The organism is Kitasatospora sp. GAS1066B, from assembly GCF_041262605.1.
Taxonomy (GTDB): domain Bacteria; phylum Actinomycetota; class Actinomycetes; order Streptomycetales; family Streptomycetaceae; genus Kitasatospora.
This window is the reverse complement of sequence record NZ_JBGCCO010000045.1, coordinates 1-22,367: the sequence shown is the minus strand read 5'-3', so window position 1 is coordinate 22,367 and position 22,367 is coordinate 1. Positions and strand designations below refer to the sequence as shown.

Below are 22,367 nucleotides of genomic sequence, written 5' to 3'. Positions count from 1 at the left end.
CCGATGGCGAATCCCGGGTGGCGCCGGCTTCGCTGGAGCCCAGCCTGCCCTCCGCGCAGGTCCTCACAAAGGGGGGCGGCTTCGCTGCTTCGAGGATGCGTGCCGTCAAGCCTGCCTCGTACCGGGCGCGGTGCTCAGCAGGTCCGGGACGAGCACCGCGAGCGGTGCAGGTAACCAGTGCCGCCCGCCCCGGCCCCCACACCCCGGCGCCGGATCGCCGGCGCCGGGGTGTGGGGGCCGGGGCGGGCGGTGGTGCGGCACGGCATGTCGGTTCGGGCTTTCATGTGCCGCTACCGGGATCGGTTGTCTGTGCAGGATGAGCGTACTGAGAGGCCGCCATGACGACTCCCCCCATCTCGATGTGTCCGATGTCGCCCGTGGACGCCTGGACGCCTCACGCCAGGGCCGTGCGTCGAGGGCTGGGAACATGCTGGTTAGAAATCAATCAGCCCATTAACTCGAACATTTGAACCGGCGTCGGAGGCGTGCCTATCTATCCACGTGTGGTTTGTCTGATTCTGCAAGCTTCCGATTGCTTATGCCCGTTGGCGTGTGGCGCCTTCTGCGGGGCTATTGCTGTGCCGGGCGGGCATTGCCATACTGTGGAGTCGGATGCAGTTCCAAGCGGCTATGGCCGCTGTCGGGTCTGCTGGCTGTACGTGGCTGCCCTTGGGCGGCGTGTGAAGATCACGGCGGCTAGGCTGGTTCAAGCCAACCCCTTGGAGCAATCGCAGCTTTGGCGTCGCGGGTCCTCGTCGCCGCTGACCGGTTTGTTTTGAGCTGTACATAGCCGACCCCCATCGTGAGGCGCCGGCGGCCGTTCAGTGCCAAATGGAGTGGTCGTGTCGTGTAGCCGTGGTGAGGCATTTCTTGGCGAGAGCGCACCGCGGGCTTGGCAGTTGAGCCGAGGAGAGATCATGTCATCCCACTATGAGCCTGAAACCTATGAATTGATGAGTAGTCAATTCTTCGTGTGGCGGTCCCAGCGGACTGAACCGAACGGCTCGCCATTCAACATCGGGGCGTACTGGGACATTCGTGGGACGCTGGATGTGGGCCTGTTCGAGATGGCCCTGCGGCGGGCGATCGCCGAGTCCGAAGCCCTGCATTTGCGGTTCACCGGGGATGCCGCCGAGGTACGCCAACACATCGACAGGACGGCGCAATGGCGGCTGCATGTGGTGGATGTGAGCGGCGAGGCGCAGCCGCTGGAGGCCGCGGACGAGTGGATGTGGGCGGATATGTGCCGCCTGGTTGATCTTGAGCGCGGGCCGCTGTTCACACAAGCTCTGTTCAAGATCGGGACCAGCCGTTTCCACTGGTACCAGCGCTGTCATCAGATCGCCGGCGATGACAGCAGCCTGCGGGCGATCGCTGAGCGCCAGGCCCGGCTCTACTCGGCATTGGCCACCGGCACTGCAGCGCCCGAGCCCGGCCTGGATCAGTTCACGGCGCTGCTGGCAGCAGATCGGTCCTACCGGGCATCGCCGCGGTTCGAGCAGGACCGGCGGTACTGGCTGAGCGTTCTTCAGGGCCGGGAGAACACGGCCGAGCGGTCATGGGGAGAACCTCACAGGCCGGCGCGGTGCACAGATTCCTCCGAACCCGCGCACGCTCCTGGGCCTCGCCCCGTGGTGTGCCGACAGGCCACGGACTCGGCGGAGGCAGTGATCACGGCCGCCGCCGTCTATGTCAACCGCACCACCGGATCGAAGGACATCGTTGTCGGCGTTGCCGATCCCGGTCGGGAAGGAGCCGAACCGCAGGCCATTCCTGGTTCGGCCTTGAACGTCATCCCCCTGCGCCTCACGGTAGCGCCGGACATGTCGGTTGAGGAACTCCTGCGCCAGTCCTCTTGCATGCTGCGCGAGGGACTCGCCCGCCGACGATACCGCTATGAGAGCATCCTCACCGACATTGACGTCACCGACCCCAGCCGACTGTTCGACGTCGTCGTTCACGTCCTGCCCATCGAGGAGCAGATACGTTTCGGCGACAGCCGGTCAACCCACCACTGGCTCGGGACCCGGCCGGTTACTGCAACGACGATCACCGCCCGCACGCTGCTTCACGGGAGCGTGGGGATCGACGTCCTGACCCATCCAATGCTGCATGATGCCGAATTGGCTCGGACTGCAGCCCAGCATCTGAAGAACCTGTTGAACGGATTGGCAGCTGCCACGCCATCCGACCTCGTCCACCGGCTTGAGATGCTGACTGAGGTGGAGCGTCGTCGGGTGCTGGGGGAGTGGAACGACACCGCCTGTGAGGTGCCGGATGTGACGTTGCCGGGGTTGTTCGAGGAGCAGGTGGGGCGCATTCCTGGCAGTACGGCGGTGGTGTTCGGTGAGCGGTGTGTGAGCTATGGGGAGGTGAATGGGCGGGCGAACCGGTTGGCCCGGTTGCTGGTCGCGCGTGGGGTGGGTGCGGAGGATCGGGTGGGGGTGGTGATGGGTCGTGGTGCGGAGCTGGTTGTCGCGCTCTTGGGTGTGTTGAAGGCGGGTGCAGCGTATGTGCCGATCGATCCGGCCTACCCGGCGGAGCGTATCGGGTTCATGCTCGCCGATGCGCAGCCGGCGGTCGTCCTCACGACTCGCGACGCGGCGCCGGCCTTGCCCGATCCCGCCCCCGTCGCGCTTGTCATCGTCGACGACCCGGACACCGTCGTACTGCTGGAAGCCCAGGACCCCGGCGACGTGGCCGATACGGAGCGTGTCAGGCCGTTGGTGGCGGCGCATCCGGCGTATGTGATCTACACCTCCGGTTCCACCGGCCGGCCCAAGGGGGTGGTGGTCGAGCATGGTGCACTCTGCCACTACCTGCGGTGGAGCGTTGAGGCTTATCCGTCGGTGGCAGGGCACACTTTGGCGCATTCGTCGGCGGCGTTCGATCTGGCGGTGACGTCGTTGTACGCCCCGCTGATCAGTGGCGGTCGGATAGAGGTGGCCGCGTTAGAGGCCGGGGCGGGGCGGGAGCCTGTCGGGGTTAGCTTCCTCAAGGGGACGCCGGGCCACTTGGCGCTGCTGGATGTGTTGCCCGAGACGTTCTCGCCGACTGGTGAACTCGTTCTGGGCGGAGAGCAACTCCTTGGTGAGGTGCTGAACCCGTGGCGGGCGGCTCACCCCGGGGCCACGGTGGTGAATGAGTACGGTCCGACCGAGGTGACGGTCGGGTGCGTGGTGTACCGGGTTGCTCCTGGAGACTCGCCGTCGACCGGGGCGGTTCCGATCGGCCGGCCGATCGCCAATACCCGCGTATACGTGCTGGATGGGGGTTTGCTGCCGGTGCCGGTGGGGGTGGCGGGCGAGCTTTACATTGCGGGAGCGCAGTTGGCGCGCGGCTACCTCAATCGTCCTGGCTTGACGGCGGGGCGGTTTGTGGCGTGCCCCTTCGGAGCGGCTGGCGCGCGGATGTATCGCACCGGGGATCTGGTGCGTTGGACCCCACAGGGGGAGCTGGTGTACCTGGGCCGGGTGGATGACCAGGTGAAGATCCGTGGCTTCCGGATCGAGCTGGGCGAGATCGAGGCCGAGCTTCTGTCGCACGAGAACGTCGCGCAGGCCGCGGTCACTGTCCGCGAGGACATGCCGGGCGACAAGCGCCTGGTCGCCTACGTCGTGCCGACACAGGATGGCGGTGGTCTCCAGGATGTGGCCGGGCTGACCGACACGGTGCGGAGGGCTCTGGCCACGCGTTTGCCGCAGTACATGGTGCCCTCGGCCGTCGTGGCGTTGGAGGAGCTGCCGTTGACGGCCAACGGCAAGCTGGACCGCAAGGCGCTTCCCGCACCCGACTACGGGGGATCTCCAGGGCGGGAGCCAAGGACGCCTCGTGAGGAAATACTCTGCGCAGCCTTCGCGAAGGTGCTGGGTCTACCCCGGGTCGGTATCGATGACAACTTCTTCGAACTCGGCGGGAATTCACTCCTCGCGGTGTCGCTGGTGGAGCGCTTGCGGAATCGAGGTGTGACGATTCCGGCAAGTGGGTTGTTCGCATCGCCGACGGTTGCCGGGCTGGCTTCGGGACTTGGACCGGAGCCGGTGGTGGTGCCGGCGAATCTCATCCCGCCAGCCGCTGAGATGGTCACGCCCGAGATGCTGCCGCTGGTCGACCTGACGATGGAGGAGATCGAGAACATCGTCGCTCGCACACCAGGAGGAGCGGCGAACATCGCCGACATGTACCCGTTGGCACCACTGCAGGAAGGCCTCTTTTTCCACCACGTCATCGACCAGAGCGAGTCGAACTCGGGCAGCGATGTGTATGTGTTGCCCGTGGTGCTGGGTTTCGACACACGTCGGCATCTCGACGCGTTCGTGGACGCGCTCCAGCAGGTGGTGAACCGCCATGACATCCTGCGCACCGCGGTGCAGTGGCAAGGATTATCGCAGCCGGTACAGGTGGTGTGGCGCAGTGCACCGCTACTGGTGAACGAGGTGGCCCTCGATTCCGGGGGCTTGCGTCCGGTCGACCAGCTTCTGGCGGCCGGCGGGGCAGGTATGGACCTGACCCAGGCGCCACTCCTGAAACTGACCATTGCCAGGAATCCTGACGCCACCACGGATGATGGGCGCGGAGGATGGCTTGTGCTGATGAGGACCCATCACCTCGTCCAAGACCACACAGCGCTGGAGGTCATGCTGGAAGAGGTGAGCGCGGTCCTGCGCGGAAGCCAGGATGAGCTGCCCGCCCCGGTGCCGTTCCGTGATTTCGTGGCCCACACCCGTTTGGCCATTCCTCGAGAGGAACACGAGGCATTTTTCGCTGACTTGCTGGGAGATGTCGAGGAGCCCTCCGCGCCCTACGGGGTGCTGGAGGTGCACGGTGAAGGCCGCACCACCGCCCAGGCGTATCTGGCCTTCGACGAGCATCTCTCCGAGCGGCTGCGGGAGCAGGCGAGCCGTATGGGAGTGAGCGCGGCGACGTTGATGCACGTGGCGTGGGCGCGGGTGGTGGCCGCGACCAGCGGGCGCGATGACGTGGTCTTTGGCACCGTGCTGTTCGGGCGCATGAACGGCGGTCAGGGTGCCGATCGTGCCGTGGGCCTGTTCATGAACACCCTTCCAGCCCGTCTGCACACCCACCGAGTCGACGTCACAAGCGCGGTGCAAGCCATGCAGGCACAGCTTGCCGGACTGCTGGCGCATGAGCACACCCCACTGACGATTGCCCAGCGAGCCAGCGCCGTCACCGCACCCACTCCGCTGTTCACCGCCCTGTTCAACTACCGCTACAGCCCAAACCTCAGCCCTCAAGCCTTGTCCGGTCTCGACGGCATCCAACTCCTCCACCTCGATGAACGCACCAACTACCCGATCACCCTCTCCATCGACGACACCACCTCCCGATTCAGCCTCACCGCCCAAGCCGTCCTACCTGTTGACCCACGCGCCATCTGTCAGCTGCTCCGCACCACCACTGCCAATCTCCTCACAGGCCTACAGAGCGATCCCACCACCCCGCTGTGCCTGATCGATGTCCTGGACGACAGGGAGCGACGACGGCTGCTGGTGGACTGGAACAACGACGAGCGCGAGAAACCGCGGGTAACGCTGCCGGAGTTGTTCGAGGCGCAGGTGCGGCGCACGCCCGACAGCATGGCGGTGGTGTTCGACGGCGAGTGCCTGACGTACGTGGAAATGAACGCGCGGGCGAACCGCTTGGCTCGGCTGCTGGTCGGTTATGGAGTGGGAGTGGAGGATCGGGTCGCCGTGGTGATGGGCCGAGGCATCGACCTGGTGCTTGCTCTTTTGGCTGTGCTCAAGACTGGTGCGTCGCATCTGCCGATCGATCCCACCTATCCGGTGGAGCGCATCTCTTACATGCTCGACGATGCGAGGCCGACGGTCCTGCTCACCGCACGCGATTCGGTGCCGGCGCTTGCGGACGCGGACGCGATTGCGGTCATCGTCGTCGACGACCCGGACACCGTCGTGCTGCTGGAAGCCCAGGACCCCGGCGACGTGGCCGATACGGAGCGGGTCAGGCCGTTGGTGGCGGCGCATCCGGCGTATGTGATCTACACCTCCGGTTCCACCGGCCGGCCCAAGGGCGTATGCGTTACTCACCAAGACGTGGTGGCGCTGTTCACCGCCGCCGAAGGGCTGTTCGGCTTCGGCGCGAACGACGTGTGGTCATGGTTCCATTCCTTTGCGTTCGATTTCTCGGTGTGGGAGATGTGGGGGGCACTGCTGCACGGTGGGCGGCTGGTGGTGGTGCCCCAGGACGTGGCCCGCTCACCACTGGATTTCCTGCACCTGTTGGTCGATGAGCGGGTGACGGTCCTGTGCCAGACCCCGTCGGCGTTCTATCAGCTGATTCAGGCCGATACCCAGGACCCCGAAGTGGGTGATCGTCTCGCGTTGCGCTGGCTGGTTTTCGGTGGTGAGGCGTTGGACCTGGCTCGTCTCGGCTCCTGGTATGCCCGGCACGCGGATGACGCGCCGGTGCTGGTGAACATGTACGGCACCACCGAAACGACCGTTCATGCCAGCTTCCGCCGCCTGGACGCCTCATCGGCCGCCAGCGCTGGCGGGCGCAGTGTGATCGGGGCAGGGCTGCCGGGGCTGCGGTTCCTTGTCCTGGATGGGGGTTTGCTGCCAGTGCCGGTGGGGGTGGCCGGGGAACTTTATGTCGCCGGTGCGCAGTTGGCGCGCGGCTACCTCAATCGTCCTGGCTTGACGGCGGGGCGGTTTGTGGCGTGCCCCTTCGTGACAGGCGAGCGGATGTATCGCACCGGGGATCTGGTGCGTTGGACCCCACAGGGGGAGCTGGTGTACCTGGGCCGGGTGGATGACCAGGTGAAGATCCGTGGCTTCCGGATTGAACTGGGCGAGATCGAGGCCGCCCTCCTGTCGCACGAGAGCGTCGCGCAGGCCGCGGTCACTGTCCGCGAGGACATGCCGGGCGACAAGCGCCTGGTCGCCTACGTCGTGCCGACACAGGACGGCGGCTGTGAGGAAACGGCCGGATTGGCTCAGGCTCTGCGCGAGGCTCTGGTCCGCCGGTTGCCGCACTACATGATCCCTGCAGCGACCGTGGTGCTAGAAAGCCTTCCGCTGACAGTCAACGGCAAACTCGACCCCAGGGTCCTGCCGGCACCCGACTACGGCGCCTCAGGCCGGGGCTCCTCTCGGCGGGGACCTCGCACCGTCCGCGAGGAGATCCTTTGCGCTGTTTTCACCGGCCTGCTCGGCGTCGAGGTTGGCACCGATGACAATTTCTTCCAGCTCGGAGGGCACTCACTGTTGGCGACGCGACTGGTCAGCAGAGTGCGCTCGATGCTGGATGTGGAGCTGCCGATCCACGTGCTGTTCGAGAGGCCGACACCGGCAGGAGTCGCGGCGTGGCTCGCTGAGCACACCGACCATCCAAGGGATACGAGGCCTACCGTACGGCCGATGCGTACGAGCGAGGAGTCATGATGATTCCGTTGTCGTTCGGCCAGCAGCGTCTATGGTTCGTGGACCAGCTCGACAGCCTCGGCGGCCTCTACACCATCCCGCTGATCGTACGCCTGACCGGGAGCCTCGACCCGGTATCCCTGGCCAATGCGCTGCGGGACGTGGTGGCCCGTCACGAAGCCTTGCGCACCATCTTTCCCTCCCCAAACGGCAACCCCGTGCAACAGGTCCTGCCCCCCAACGAGGCCGTTGTCGAACTACCCGTCACCCATGTCACCGAAGTCGACCTGACGGGGGCAGTGGCCGAGGCGAAGGCACAACCATTTGACCTGGCCACCGAGATCCCGATCCGGGCCGAACTGTTCGCCCTCGCGGCCACCGAACACGTCCTTGCCGTGACCATCCACCACATCGCGGCCGACGGCTGGTCCATGGGTCTGCTGGCCCGGGACCTGTTCACCGCCTACAACGCCCGCACGAACGGCCACCCCCCCGCCTTCCCCGACCTACCTGTCCAATACGCCGACTACACACTCTGGCAGCGCGAACTCCTCGGAAGCGACGACGACCCCCACAGCCGCCTCAACCAGCAACTCGCCTACTGGCGCCGCGCCCTCGCCCACCTGCCCGAAGAACTCACCCTCCCCACCGACCGCCCCAGGCCCAGGGTCGCTAGCCACCACGGCGCCACCGTCGAGGTGACCATCCCCGCCGACGTGCACCAACAACTCCATGCCCTCGCCCGTGCCCATGAAGTGACCGTCTTCATGACGCTACAGGCCGCCCTGGCCGTCCTCCTGGCCCGGCTAGGCGCGGGCGAGGACATCCCCATCGGCGCCCCCATCGCCGGCCGCACTGACGAAGCCTTCGACGACCTCATCGGCTTCTTCGTCAACACCCTCGTCCTGCGCACTGACCTGTCCGGCAACCCCACTTATAGCCAGACCCTTGCCCGCGTCCGCGAAACCACCATTGATGCCTACGACCACCAGGACCTGCCATTCGAACGTCTCGTCGAAGACCTCGCCCCCACCCGCTCCATGGCCCGGCACCCCCTCTTCCAGGTCGCACTCACACTGAACAACACACCCGCCACCGCGCTCCACCTCCCTGGACTGGAATCCACTGCCCTACCGACCGGCTCGATGCCGGCAAAGTTCGACCTGGAATTCGAACTTGCAGAATCGCGCAACCAGAACCAGCCATCGGGCATCCACGGCACACTCACCTACGCGACCGACCTGTTCGACCACGAAACCGCCCAGGCCCTCACCCAACGACTCATCTTCACTCTCCGCACCCTCACTACTCACCCCGACACTCCGCTGTGCCGGCTTGAGATGCTGACTGAGGTGGAGCGTCGTCGGGTGCTGGGGGAGTGGAACGACACCGCCTGTGAGGTGCCGGATGTGACGTTGCCGGGGTTGTTCGAGGAGCAGGTGGGGCGCATTCCTGGCAGTACGGCGGTGGTGTTCGGTGAGCGGTGTGTGAGCTATGGGGAGGTGAATGGGCGGGCGAACCGGTTGGCCCGGTTGCTGGTCGCGCGTGGGGTGGGTGCGGAGGATCGGGTGGGGGTGGTGATGGGTCGTGGTGCGGAGCTGGTTGTCGCGCTCTTGGGTGTGTTGAAGGCGGGTGCAGCGTATGTGCCGATCGATCCGGCCTACCCGGCGGAGCGTATCGGGTTCATGCTCGCCGATGCGCAGCCGGCGGTCGTCCTCACGACTCGCGAGGCCACCCCCGCAGTCCCTGAGCCGTTCGCCGGGCCGCTGCTGGTCCTGGATGATCCCTCGACGGCCGCTTTCCTGGCACGGCAGGACAGTGCTGATCTGGCCGATACGGAGCGTGTCAGGCCGTTGCTTCCGGAACACCCGGCCTACGTCATCTTCACCTCCGGCTCGACGGGACGGCCCAAGGGCGTCGTGATCCCGCACGCGGCCCTGGCCAACTTCCTGACCGACATGAGCCGCCGTTTCCCGCTCGGTACAGAGGACTGCTGGGCGGCCGTGACCACGATCGCCTTCGACATCGCCGCACTCGAGCTCTACCTGCCGCTGATCAGCGGCGCCCGCCTGGAACTCGTCCCACGACAAACCGTCATCGACATCCCCGCCCTGGCCGAACTGCTCCACCGCTGCGGTACCACCATCATGCAAGCCACCCCCTCCCTGTGGCACGCCCTCACCGAACACCTGACCCAGAGCACGATGGAGCTGCCCCGCCTGCGCATCCTCACAGGCGGCGAAGCACTGCCCGAACCCCTTGCCACCACACTCGGCTCACTCGCAGACGTCACCAACCTTTACGGCCCCACCGAAACCACCATCTGGTCCACCACCGCACCCATCACCCCGACCCGCACCCCCACCATCGGCCGCCCCATCGCCAACACCCGCACCTACGTCCTCGACGCGGGCCTGCAACCCGTCCCCACCGGCGTCACCGGCGAGCTCTACATCGCCGGATCCGGCCTGGCCCGCGGCTACCTGAACCAACCAGGCCTGACGGCAGGGCGGTTTGTGGCGTGCCCGTTCGCGTCGGGTGAGCGGATGTACCGCACGGGCGATGTGGTCCGGTGGAACAACAGGGGCGAGTTGGTGTTTCTCGGCCGGGCGGATGACCAGGTGAAGATCCGCGGCTTCCGGATTGAACTGGGCGAGGTCGAGGCCGCACTGTTGACTTACGAAGACATCGCGCAGGCGGCGGTCATCGTACGGGAAGACGTCCTGGGCGATAAGCGTCTGGCTGCTTATGTCGTTCCTGTGCACGGCGCTTCCGGCAACAGGAAGCCGCCCGCCACCGACGGGACGCCCGCTGTGGACGGATCCTCTGCCAAGGGCGGGTCCAGCGATTCCCATGGGTTGTCGGCACAGAGCGTGCGCCGGTTTATCGCCGCTCGGCTGCCGCACTTCATGGTGCCCTCCGCGGTGGTGGCGCTGGATGAGTTGCCGTTGACGGTGAACGGCAAACTCGACCGCAAAGCGCTGCCCGTGCCCGACTACCTGGCCGCGTCCTGCGGGGTCGGCGGGCGCGGTCCGCGTACCGCGAGGGAGGAGGTGCTGTGCGCGGCCTTCGTCGAGGTCCTCGGTGTGCCCGCGGTGGGGATCGACGACAACTTCTTCGAGCTGGGCGGGCATTCACTGCTGGCGGTGACCTTGGTGGCACGGCTGCGGGAGCAGGGTGTGGCGGTGTCGGTGCGGGCGATGTTCGACACCCCGACGGTGGCCGCGCTCGCCGAGGCCGGCGCGCAGGACGTTGTGGTCGTACCGCCGAATCTGATACCGCCCGGTGTTGAGGTGATCACGCCTGAGATGCTGCCCCTGGTCGATCTCACCGCGGCTGAGATCGAGCTGATCGCCTCCCTTGTTCCGGGGGGTGCGGCGAATGTCGCCGATATCTATCCGTTGGCGCCGTTGCAGGAGGGCATCTTTTTCCACCACCTCATGGGTACGGGTGGTGCCGGTGGGGATGTGTATGCGCGGCCGGCGGTGTTGGGGTTCGACACGCGTGAGCGTGTGGACACCTTCGTGGAAGCTTTGCGGCGGGTGGTGGAGCGTCATGACGTCCTGCGCACCGGAGTGCAGTGGGAGGGTTTGTCGCAGCCGGTGCAGGTGGTGTGGCGTAGCGCGCCGCTGCCGGTGCGTGAGATCGTCCTGGACCCTGAGGGTGGGGATCCCGTCCGCCAGCTCCTTGATGCCGGTGACACCGCAATCGACCTGGCCCAAGCCCCCCTCATGCGCGTCACGATTGCCCCCAATCCTGACCGTCCCGGCTCTGGTACCGGCCGGTGCCCTGACTTTGGGGCCGGGGCTGGTCTCGGTGCGGACGGCGCCGTCGAATCCGCTGGTGCTGAATGGTTGTTGCTGTTGTGTACGCATCACCTGGTGCAGGACCACACGGCGGTGGAGGTGATGCTTGGGGAGGTGGGGGCGTTCCTGACCGGAGGTGGGGAGGGGTTGCCCGTGCCGGTGCCATTTCGGGACTTCGTCGCCCAGGCCCGCCTGGGAGCGCCGCCCTGGGAGCATGTGCGGTACTTTGCCGACCTGCTGGGGGACGTGGAGGAGCCGTCGGCGCCGTTCGGGGTGCTGGATGTGCTCGGTGACGGCTCGGGTACGGCCGAGGCGCAGCTGGTGGTGGATGGGGAGCTGGCGGCCCGGGTGCGGGGGGCGGCGCGTGAGCGGGGGGTGAGTGCGGCCACCGTGATGCACGCGGCGTGGGCGCGGGTGGTGGCGGCTACCAGCGGGTGTGATGACGTGGTGTTCGGCACGGTGCTGTTCGGGCGGATGAACGCCGGCACCGGCGCCGAACGGGCCCTTGGACTGTTCATCAACACCCTGCCCGTGCGCCTCACAACCACCGAGCACAACGTCGCCACGGCGCTGCGTGTGATGCAGACCCAACTCGCCGCACTGCTGGTGCGTGAGCACGCCCCGCTCGCTCTCGCCCAGCACGCCAGTGCCCTCACTCCGCCCACACCACTGTTCACCACCATCCTCAACTACCGCCACAACCCACAAGACCGGGAGACGACCCTCGAGGGGATCCGCTTCCTGCACAGCGAAGGACACACCAACTATCCGCTGACCGCCTCCATCGACGACACCGGTACCGGCTTCGCACTGACAGTCGAGGCAGTGGCGCCCATTGATCCGCACGCGGTCTGCGCGATGTTCCACACCGCCATCAACAACTTCGTCACCGCCCTGGAAAGCGAGCCCCACACCCTCCTGTCCCGAGTGGGGGTGCTGGAGGAGGCCGAGTCCCGGCTGCTGCTGGTGGGGTGGAACGACACCGGCCGGGACGTGCCGGATGCGACGCTGCCGGAGCTGTTCGAGGTGCAGGTGTGCCGCACCCCCGACAGCACGGCAGTGGCGTTCGAGGGCAGGTGTCTGAGTTATGCGGAGGTGAACGCGCGGGCGAATCAGCTGGCGCGGTTGCTGACCGGACAAGGGGTGGGGGCGGAGGATCGGGTCGCGGTGATGATGGAGCGCTCGGTCGACCTAGTGGTCGCGCTCCTGGCGGTGCTGAAGACGGGTGCCGCCTACCTGCCGATCGATCCTGCCTACCCCGGCGAACGCATCACCTACATTCTCGCCGATGCCAAGCCCGCGATCGTCCTCACGACTCGCGAGGCCGCCCCTGCGGTCCCCGAGGAGTCCGACATCCCGCTGTTGGTCCCGGACGATCCCCCGACGGCCGCCGTGCTGGAAGGCGAGGACACGGCGGACATGACGGATGCCGAGCGGGTACGGCCCCTACTACCCGAACATCCGGCATATGTGATCTACACCTCCGGCTCGACGGGACGGCCCAAGGGCGTGGCGGTTGCCCAGCGTGGTGTCGTTAACCGCCTGGCCTGGGCGCAGAGCGCGTACCCCCTGGAGCTTGGGGATCGGGTGTTGCAGAAGACGCCGTTCGGTTTCGACGTGTCGGTGTGGGAGTTCTTCTGGCCGCTGCTGGAAGGCGCCACTCTGGTCGTGGCCCGGCCTGGCGGGCATCAGGATCCCGCTTACCTTGTGCAGCTGATCCAGCGTGAGCACATCACTCTCCTCCACTTCGTCCCGTCCATGCTCCAGACCTTCCTCCGCGAGCCCGCCGCAGCGAACTGCACCGGCCTGCGCGCGGTGCTGTGCTCGGGCGAGGCCCTGCCCGCCGACCTGTGCGACCGCTTCCACGCGGTGCTGGATGTGCCTCTGCACAACCTGTACGGGCCCACCGAGGCCTCCATCGACGTCACCGCCTGGCCCTGCACCCCCGGCACTGCCGGCCCCAGTGTCCCCATCGGCCGCCCCGTGGCCAACACCCGGGTCTTCGTCCTGGACGCCGCACTGCAACCGGTACCGGTGGGAGTACCCGCAGAGCTCTACCTGGCCGGCACCCAACTCGCCCGCGGCTACCTGAACCAACCCGCCCTCACCGCCGAACGCTTCATCGCTTGCCCCTTCGGCACGGGTGAGCGCATGTACCGCACCGGGGACATCGTGCGCTGGAACAACGACGGCACCCTCGTCTACCTCGGCCGCACCGACGACCAGGTCAAAATCCGCGGCTTCCGCATCGAACTCGGCGAAATCGAGGCCGCCCTCCTGTCCCATGACACCATCGCGCAGGCCGCAGTCACCGTCCGCGAAGACAGCCCGGGGGGCAAGCGCCTGGTGGCCTATGTCGTGCCGTCCGGTGACAGTGGCCTTTACGAAAGGTCGGTGGTCCTTGGGACTCTGCGGAGGTCTCTGGCCACGCGCTTGCCGGAGTACATGGTGCCGTCGGCGGTGGTGGTACTGGAGGAGTTGCCGTTGACGGTGAACGGCAAACTCGACCGCAAAGCCCTACCCGCACCCGACTACGGGGGATCTTCAGAGCGGGGGCCAAGGACGCCTCGTGAGGAAATACTCTGCGCGGCCTTCGCGGAGGTGCTGGGTCTACCCCGGGTGGGTATCGATGACAACTTCTTCGAGCTGGGTGGGCATTCGCTGCTGTCAGTGCGGCTGGCCAGTCGTGTTCAGGCCGCGCTGGGTGTGGAACTGACGCTTCGGACCCTGTTTGAGGCACCGACGGTGGCCAGACTCGCCGAGTGGCTCGACTCGGATTCCCGCGATGGCTCGTCGATGGGACTGTGGGAGGTCCTGCTTCCGCTCAGGGCGCAGGGTAGCGGCCGTCCCTTGTTCTGTATCCATCCGGGTGAGGGGATGAGCTGGCTGTATGCCCGACTGATGCGGGAGCTGGGCGCTGGCGTTCCGATATACGGGCTTCAGGCCCGTGGGCTCGCCCGCCCCGAGGCGCTCGCGCGGAGTGTGGAGGAGATGGCGGCGGATTACCTGCATGAGATCCGGACCGTCCAGCCGCACGGGCCGTACCGCCTGCTGGGGTGGTCCTTCGGCGGCCTCGTCGCTCATACCATCGCCACCCGGCTCCAGGCCCAGGGCGAGCAAGTCGATCTCCTAGCGATACTCGACGCCTATCCACCCACATCTGCGGAGGGAACCGCGGTCGACAACGCCGAGGATCTTGAGCGCAAGGTACTCGCAGGGCTGCTTGAGGATCTCGGGTACGACGCCGTGAAGGTGGGGGGCGGGCAGCTGTCCAGGCCCACGGTCGCGCAGTTCCTCCAGCGCCAGGACGTCGGGCTTGCCCTGATCGAGGAGCGCCATCTCGACGCCATCCTAGCCGTCTCGCTGAACAACGCCCGGCTGCCGCACTGTTTCACTCCTGGCGGCTATCGGGGGGATGTGTTGTTCTTCAACGCGGCACTCGACACCGGTGTTATGGCTTCCCGCACTCCCAGCGAGTGGGGGCCGTATGTGGAGGGGTGGATCGACAGCCATGATATTCCGTGTGCGCACACTGCGATGTTCGAGGACGGTCCGGTCGCTTTGATCGGGCGGATCCTTGCCCACGAGCTCGACGATTTGGCGAGGAATCGACCTCAGTCTCAGGAAGGAGCAGAATAGATGGCAAATCCCTTTGAGGACCCGAGCGGTATCTATATGGTGCTGGCGAATGATGAGGGCCAGTACTCGCTGTGGCCGGCGTTCATCGACGTGCCGGCTGGCTGGAGTGTGGCTCATGAGGCGGATGCCCGCCAGGCCTGCCTCGACTACATCGAGACCCACTGGGCCGACATGCGCCCAAAAAGCCTTATCAAGGCTATGAAAGCTGCAGAGAACCGAACGTCCTGACCGTCAGCCAATACGCCAACCACAATTTATCGGCGGTTGTGAGTCGCTGACCATCTGGTCGGTTCACCCGTTACGCCCCTCATGGTGGCGGCTGGGGGCTTCGCGTGTCGCTGCACTCGGTTTCCATGGCAAATTAGGAGGATCCTGGGTAGTACCCAGAAGGAGCGGTGCTGAATTCTGACGGTGCGTGATCGCGGCTGGCCATCCCGAAAGGTGAGCCATCAGACGCCCTCGCCCGGGGGCACCCGACGGAATACCCCCGGAAGCGGGTCTTGCCCATGCGACATCTTCTCACCGACCGCAACATACGCCTCTACCTCGCCGGACAGTGTCTGTCCGTACTTGGCGACTTCGCCCTGTGGCTGGCCGTTGCGATCTGGGTCAAGATGCTCACCAGCAGCGCCTCCGCCGCTGGCCTGTGCATCCTTATGCTCTCCCTCGGTTCACTGGCCAGCCCGCTCACCGGCGCCCTCGTCGACCGCACACGCCGCCGCCCGCTGCTCATCATCGTCAATACCACCACTGCCGTGCTCGTCCTGACCCTGCTGCTGGTCCACCGGCCCAGTCAGGTCTGGCTCATCGACACGGTCATGTTCGGCTACGGCATCTCCGGCGCCATCCTGACCCCGGCCCAAGCCGCCCTGCTCCAAGCCATAGTTCCAGAAGAACTCCTGGGCGCGGCCAACAGCATGTTGCAGACCATGCAATGGGGGATGCGAGTAATCACTCCACTCCTTGGCGCAGGTCTTCTGGCCGGGTTCGGACCTGTACCGGTAATCATTGGCGACGCGACCAGCTTCGTAGTGGCCGGCACCACACTCGTGGCTCTACGCACCTGCGAAGACCTCCCCACGCCGTCCAGCGGGCACCAGCTTGCCGAAGCCGCCGCTGGCGCCCGGCATATCCTCCAAACACCCGCCCTGCGCCAGTGCACCGCTGCCGCCGCGCTCGCCATGGGGGCATTCGGCCTCGCCGAACCCACCATCTTCGCTGTCGTCAGCCAAGGACTGCACCGCCCTGATGCCTTCCTGGGCGTCCTGGTCTCATTCCAAGGAGCCGGTTCCATCGCCGCCGGCGCCAACGCGGCCCACCTGCTACGCCGCCTGAACGAAACGCGCCTCACCACCGCCGGGCTCGCATGCGCCGCCGTCGGGTTCCTCCTCGAGGCCGTCCCATCCATACCAGCCGCGCTCACCGGCTGCGCGTTCATCGGGGCCAGCCTGCCCTGGATCACGGTAGGCATCACTACCCTCTTCCAACGGCGCACTCCGCCTCACCTGATGGGCCGCACCACCGCAGCGCTCAATCTGGCGCTCTCCCTGCCCGACACCACCGCGGTCGCACTCGCCGCCGCCCTCATCACCGCGCTCGACTTCCGGATCCTTCTCCTCATCATCGCGGCCTTGGTCACACTCGCAGCCGCCTACCTTTCCACCCGAGGCGTGAACCATCACCTGACACACGCCCCCTGCCAGTAACCGTTCCTGATCAGTGATCAGGAGTTTCTTGGACCAACGGTTCATCACTGCGTGCGTCCCGAACGGTTTTGGGTGCGCTGGTCGCCCGCGTTCTTGTCGTCTCTGTTCCGACGTGGGCTTGCTCCGGTTTGACGCAGCCGCCCGGCCGGACCCGCGGGGCTCTCCGGGCCATGGGGTGTGGGCGTACGCGGGGGTGGAGAGGCGGGTGCCGGTGGGGCACGGCATGTCGGTTCGGGCCGTCTTGGATGTGTCGCTACTAGGATCGGCTGTCTGTGCAGGATGAGCGTACTGAGAGGCCGCCATGACGACTCGGCTCAGCTCGATGTGTCCGATGTCGCCCGTGGACGCCTGGACGCCTCACGCCAGGGCCATGCGTGCTTCACCTCCGACCTGTCGGTCAACGAGTTCGTGTTGCTGGGCGATGCGGGCTTCGAGCCGCCGCGCCTCACGCTCCGCAGCCCCCAGGGGACGCCCTGTGACTGCACCCATACGTCCGGCTTAGCAGAAACTGGCGAAGCGTCAAGAGACTGCATAAAGATCAGTATGCGTCTCGGAACGTTTCCCGATGTGCCAGGGGGTGCATCATGGATGAAGTGGAACTCCAGGTCATCGGTGAAGGGCTGAATGGCATGCCAAAAAATGGCCAGAGTGCCGCGGAACAGATCTTAAGGCGATTCCAATCGACACGAACCGCGGGGAGTTTAGTTAATCCGGGCTCGCCGGAAGAGAAAGCCAAAACGATCCACTATGGTGCGCTTGTCGCCAAGGGTGTGACTGACTACTGCAAAGAAAACAAAATTCCGGCAAAATTTAAATATGAGAGATTGAAGGAGATTGATCATGCCTTATTTGATGAGAGCTCAGGCGAGATCGATTCTCTCGAGAAGCTAGGGGGGCGGCTGCAGGGACCCGGGCAGATCAAAGCGCTGAAGGAGTGCGAGCTGCCCGGTGGCAAGGGTAATCTTGGCGTCGAGGACGCAAGGTCACTCCTGGGTCAATATATGTCAATCAAGGGAGAGATGGACAGTAGTTCGGATATATCCACCATTAAAGCCGTCGAGAAGATTTTCGACATCAATGACCTTTCGCAAAAGGTGACTGCATATCTGAAAATTGCCGCCCGGGAAGCAAGGAAGGAAGAGGCTGTTGGGGTGGTGGATCGTTATGTTGCAAGCTTTGGCATTGGGCATAAGCTCACCAAGCTATTCGAGAAGGGTCCTGATGGTGCTCATATTTTAAAGGAAGCCGAGAGGGGCGGATCTGGGGCTTAGGCGAACTAGCGCTATTGACGCTGAGATGGAAGCGGAAAGCCGAGGCCGAAGCCCGCCGGGCTGCCGCACCGGCTCAGTCTGCCGACCGCGAAGTGCCCACCGCGCGCACCGTCTTGGACTAGGACCGGCTCGCGCACCTTCCACTCGCGCACCTTCCACCTGTAGAGCACGCACACTCCGAAGTATCAGCAGGGGGCCTCAACGAGCGGGGGCTCGAGCAACTCGCATTCCCACAGAGCGTTGCCGCACTCGGTACAGTCGGCGCCTGCCCCCAAGCACCGGTAGGCACATCGCAGCAGTGGACGTCCCCGCAGAAGTCAGAGATTCTCAGGCAGGAACATAAAACGATGCTGCGCCAGACCAGCCACTGATTCCCAATCGGATTTGTCAGGGCGAGGGTGACGCTTGGTGGGCAGGTTATGTGGGACTTGCCGGCGCATGCGCCGCTGATACGTCCGGAGTCCTTGGGCACCGATCTGTTCGTCGAGGTCCATCGCCGCTCTGGCCAGGGCGTGGGCCATGGCGGCGGCGGTCCTCCCGCCCGGGATCACCGTGGGTGGGGTCGATGTCGATGAACGCGACCTGGTCGGATCCTGGAAGCAGCGGCGTCGAGCGGGCCAGGCTGGCGAGGAAGGCACGGGGCACCCGGTGGAGTTGGCGGTCGTGCCCGTGGGTGAACGAGCGCAGGAACGTGCCCAGGGTCGAGGGCGCGCGCACGCCGCTGAAGAGCCTGTCCATCGCGCCGTGCCGCAGCCGGTCCACATCGTCAATGCTGTCCGCGCCCACACACGTAGCCGCTACCAGTGTCATCGCCTTCGCGCCCGGGTTGGCGCCGCCGCCGTTGTCGGCCCCGTCGATGCGCAGTCTCTGCGCGACCATCCCCGGCAGGCCGGCCCGCTCGGCCAAGCGGACCAGCCCAGCATCCGCGACCAGGTTCGACTCGTCGAAGGCAGCGCGGACCGCCACGACGGCATGGGAAGAATTGCAGCTCGCGGATGTTCTCTCGCTCTGTGGACTTGGAACCGTAGGAAGTCCCATCACCCAGGTCAGAGGGCATCCGCGCCCTCATGTCCAGGCCCTGGACCAGCTATTGATCGGTGGATCCGGGCTCAGGCTCCGCACCCCGCGATTACTCACGACGCACGCCGAGGCGGGAACGGGCCCTGCACAACCGTTCGGGACGCGCGCAGTGACGAACCATGGGTCCAAGACCCACTCCTGCTCACTGATCAGGAACGGTGTACGCGGGGGTGGAGAGGCGGGTGCCGGTGGGGCACGGCATGTCGGTTCGGGCCGTCTTGGATGTGCCGCTACTAGGATCGGCTGTCTGTGCAGGATGAGCGTACTGAGAGGCCGCCATGACGACTCCGCCCCAGCTCGATGTGTCCGATGTCGCCCGTGGACGCCTGGACGCCTCACGCCAGGGCCGTGCGTGCTTCACCTCCGACCTGTCGGTCAACGAGTTCGTGTTGCTGGGCGATGCGGGCTTCGAGCCGCTGGGCATGGTGCTCGGCAGCAGCGTCTACCACGTGGGGCTGCAGGGCGCGGGCTGGAAGGTCAGCCAGGAGCTCGTCACCCAGACCCAGGCCATGTACAACGTCCGCGAGCTGGCGATGGGCCGGATGGAGGCGGAGGCGGCGCAGCTCGGCGCGGACGGCGTCGTCGGCGTGGTGCTTCGGCCGATGAACTACGCCTTCTTCAGCGACGTCATCGAGTTCACCGCGGTCGGCACCGCCGTGCGCGCGAGCGACGGGAAGGACTACCGGTCCCCGAACGGCAAGCCGTTCACCACCGCGCTTTCGGGTCAGGACTTCTGGACGCTGTGGCAGCACGGCTGGCTGCCGCGCCGGCTGGTGCTCGGCAACTGCGTCTACCACGTCGCCCACCAGTCGCTGCGCCAGATGCTCTCGCAGGCCGGGCAGAACAGGGAGCTGGCGCAGTTCACCCAGGCGCTGTACGACGCACGGGAGCTGGCGATGGCCAGGATGCAGGACGAAAGCCGGCAGCTGAGCGCGGACGGGATCGTGGGCACCACCGTGGACGACCACCGCTTCTGGGGCGAGCACGCGGTCGAGTTCGCCGCCGTGGGCACGGCCGTCAGCCGCATCCACCCGGACGCGGTGCCGGTCAGGCCCGGCATCACCCTGCCGCTCAGCGGCTGAGCGGCCGCGGACACCGGGCGGCCGTGCCCGTGATGCCCTCGCCCGCGGCGGGCCGGCGGCGCCAGGAAGAGGAGCTGAGCGGTGCGGTGCCAGCGTCTCTGATCAGCTTAATGATCCTGTGTCAGTGGTGTCTGGTTTGAGGATGTGTTCCCACCGTGGGGCGGTAGCGTGAGCGTGCAGGTGGAATCCTGCGCCCAGTGCTGCTCCTCGCGGTCTGTGCCGGTTGGTGGGTGTGCTGATCGTCGTCACGCCCTGGTACCGATCGGCTGCGCGGGGCAGCGGGGTCCGGTCCGTGTGAGCGTGTCCCTCCCGACGCTGGCCGGCACCACCGTTGGGTCGTGCTGGGGAGGGTGTCCGGCGTCGCCTGGGCGTCGGACGGGTGGGCTTGTGCCGGGTGGGTCTGGTCTTGGACCGGTCCCACCCGGTCTTGGGCGTGGGTGTGATGACCGCGCCTGTTTCGAGTTTGTCCACGACCGTGCGAATGGCCATGGCCCCGCTGGTGCGGTCGGTAACGGCTTTGCTCTGGTGGGTGAGGCCGCGTGCGGCGATGCGCTTCCAGGCCCCTTGGTCGCGGTCGCCCTGCCAGCCGCACGATGGGCGCAGGGCCCATTTCCAGCCCGCGGTGGTGGGCCGGTCGGGGGCTTTGCGGTGCCGCAGCGGGGTGAGGCACCGGGGGCAGCGCTGGGAGGTGTCGCGGGCCGGGACGGTGACCACGGCGATACCCACCTCGGCTGCCACGTGTCGCATACAGTCCACGATCTGTCCGCGTACCTGTTGGGACATGCGCGTGTTGATGGTGCGGCCCATGCCCTTGGCCTCCAAGGAGCGGAGCTCTTCGACATAGATGACGCTCGCCCGGGCGGCGATAGCCTGGTCCAGCGGGCAGCGGACCAGGCAAGCGCGTTGTTGAGGTTCGAGCGTCGCTCAGACACCGCGCGGACCTCGTCTCGCAGGAGAGTGCTCCTGGTTTCCAAGGGCACGTCAGGAGCGGTGCGTCCGTTGATGAGCCGCTGGTACCGGTCGACTTTGGCATGCAGGCGCTCACACTGTCGGCGCAGGCGGTGCTGCTTGGCCAGGACACCGGCAGCGCGGAACTGGGCACCGGAGCCGAGTGCGGTGATGCGGCCGTCGTCGTGCAGGCGCACCGCGCCCACGAACAGCAGGGTCCCCAGTCCCCAGTGCCCAGTCCACGCCGAGCGCGAGGGTGTGCCCGGTGCGGGCGCTCTTGGCAATGGCGTGGGCGTAGGCGAGATCGGCGCGCACCTGGGTGCCGATCATCCGCAGGGTCGGCAGGGTGCAGCACCGCGCCGGCGGGTATCGTCGGGGCGAGCATGATCGGGCAGGCGACCCATCTCCAGTCCTGGTAGGACCGAGGATCAGGCCGGGTGGGGAGCTGGAGGCGCAGCAGCGCGCGGCCCGGCTCGTCGTCGGCGCGTTCGATCGTGGCCTGTTGCCCGTCACAGGCCGACAGCAGCAGCATCTTGGCCACGCGTGGCGCGCTCTCCAGCTCGAACACATCGACCGGCAAGCGGCCGTGCTTCGTGACGAACGTAGCAATCTGCCGCGTGCGGCCCTTGAGCACACTGGACGGCAGATGCTGCCCACCGGGCACCGCCGCACGAACCGCCTCCCAGTCCCCGCCAGTGCGCCTGGCCCAATCGGCGGGCCACGCCGCGAGCACCCCGCCGGCAAGGTCGCAACGCCACTTCGCCGAGCGCAGAGCACGCCCGGCCTGCTCCTGGGCCATGCGAACGATCCGGTCGTTGACGCGGATGCCCTCGGGCGGCGCGGTGGTCCAGCCCAGGCGGCGCAGCGCCATCCAGGCGTTCGCGGGAACGCTTCCTGCCCCCGCCGTCCAGGCCGGATGCGAGGACGTCCACGTCGTCTGTGTTCCAGTGGTCGGCCAGCAGGGCAGTGACCATTGCGGACACCAGGTCAGCAGCCCATCCGACCCGCTGCGCCAGCTCTGGCGTGGTGAGGAGTTCTGCGGGTCCCACGATGATGGCGGAGAACTTCTCCGCGACTTCCGCCGTCTGCAGGCGCTGCTGCTGCCCTTGTGCCAGGAACGAGCGGTACTCCGGGCCGAAGAACTGGTAGCGCAGGGCGGCCTCCAGGGTGCCGCTCACCTCCGAGGGTTCCTGCGGAGCCCGGGCCCGGGTTCTCGCCCCCGTTTGCCCGGCTCCAGCCGGCCGCCAGCCCGAACCTGCAGGAGCCGGCTGGTCGTGGCCGCCGTGATGTTCGGCGCTTGCTGCAGATGTTGGAGCGGACGTGGGTGTGGCCCCCGCTTGGCGGGAGCCACGGTGTTGTTGCGTGGCTGGGGTTGCTTGTTAGAGGAGGTGGGCGTGGGCGGTGCTGGCGGTGTGGTTGGTGTCGCCGGTGT

8 protein-coding genes are annotated in these 22,367 nt (G+C 66.5%); 6 read left to right on the top strand and 2 right to left on the bottom strand.

The features are described from left to right. The first annotated feature begins 917 nt into the window (after positions 1-917). The 5 genes from ABH937_RS34230 (at position 918) to ABH937_RS34210 (ending at position 17,825) form a co-directional block, all read left to right on the top strand. Entirely contained in the window at positions 918-7,424 is a 6,507-nt protein-coding gene (locus tag ABH937_RS34230; RefSeq protein ID WP_370220499.1) for an amino acid adenylation domain-containing protein, read from the top strand. Beyond that, positions 7,421-14,848: an amino acid adenylation domain-containing protein gene (locus ABH937_RS34225; RefSeq protein WP_370220498.1), complete on the top strand. Its 7,428-nt coding sequence runs from the start codon at positions 7,421-7,423 to the stop codon at positions 14,846-14,848. Before ABH937_RS34230 ends, ABH937_RS34225 begins: the two co-directional genes overlap by 4 nt. Beyond that, on the top strand, positions 14,849-15,076 hold the full coding sequence (locus ABH937_RS34220; protein WP_280694406.1) for an MbtH family protein: 228 nt from the start codon (positions 14,849-14,851) through the stop codon (positions 15,074-15,076). Between the two features lie 278 nt (positions 15,077-15,354). Further along, positions 15,355-16,554, top strand: coding sequence for an MFS transporter (locus tag ABH937_RS34215; RefSeq protein ID WP_280694407.1), 1,200 nt, complete (start codon positions 15,355-15,357; stop codon positions 16,552-16,554). A 584-nt stretch (positions 16,555-17,138) separates the two neighbouring features. After that, the gene (locus tag ABH937_RS34210; protein WP_370220496.1) at positions 17,139-17,825 is read left to right on the top strand and encodes a hypothetical protein; all 687 of its coding nucleotides are present in this window, start codon (positions 17,139-17,141) and stop codon (positions 17,823-17,825) included. Positions 17,826-18,242: 417 nt separating this feature from the next. Here ABH937_RS34210 and ABH937_RS34205 read toward each other — a convergent pair whose 3' ends face one another. Next, positions 18,243-18,791, bottom strand: coding sequence for a hypothetical protein (locus ABH937_RS34205; RefSeq protein ID WP_280694409.1), 549 nt, complete (start codon positions 18,789-18,791; stop codon positions 18,243-18,245). 392 nt (positions 18,792-19,183) lie between these two features. On the opposite strand from ABH937_RS34205, the gene ABH937_RS34200 reads away from it, so the two are divergent. Beyond that, positions 19,184-19,987, top strand: coding sequence for a heavy metal-binding domain-containing protein (locus tag ABH937_RS34200; protein ID WP_280694410.1), 804 nt, complete (start codon positions 19,184-19,186; stop codon positions 19,985-19,987). 102 nt (positions 19,988-20,089) lie between these two features. Here the strand turns inward: ABH937_RS34200 and ABH937_RS34195 are convergent, their stop codons facing one another. Then, positions 20,090-20,734 carry a zinc ribbon domain-containing protein gene (locus tag ABH937_RS34195; RefSeq protein ID WP_370220505.1) on the bottom strand — a complete coding sequence of 215 codons (645 nt, stop codon included), beginning with the start codon at positions 20,732-20,734 and terminating at the stop codon, positions 20,090-20,092. Positions 20,735-22,367: the final 1,633 nt, after the last annotated feature.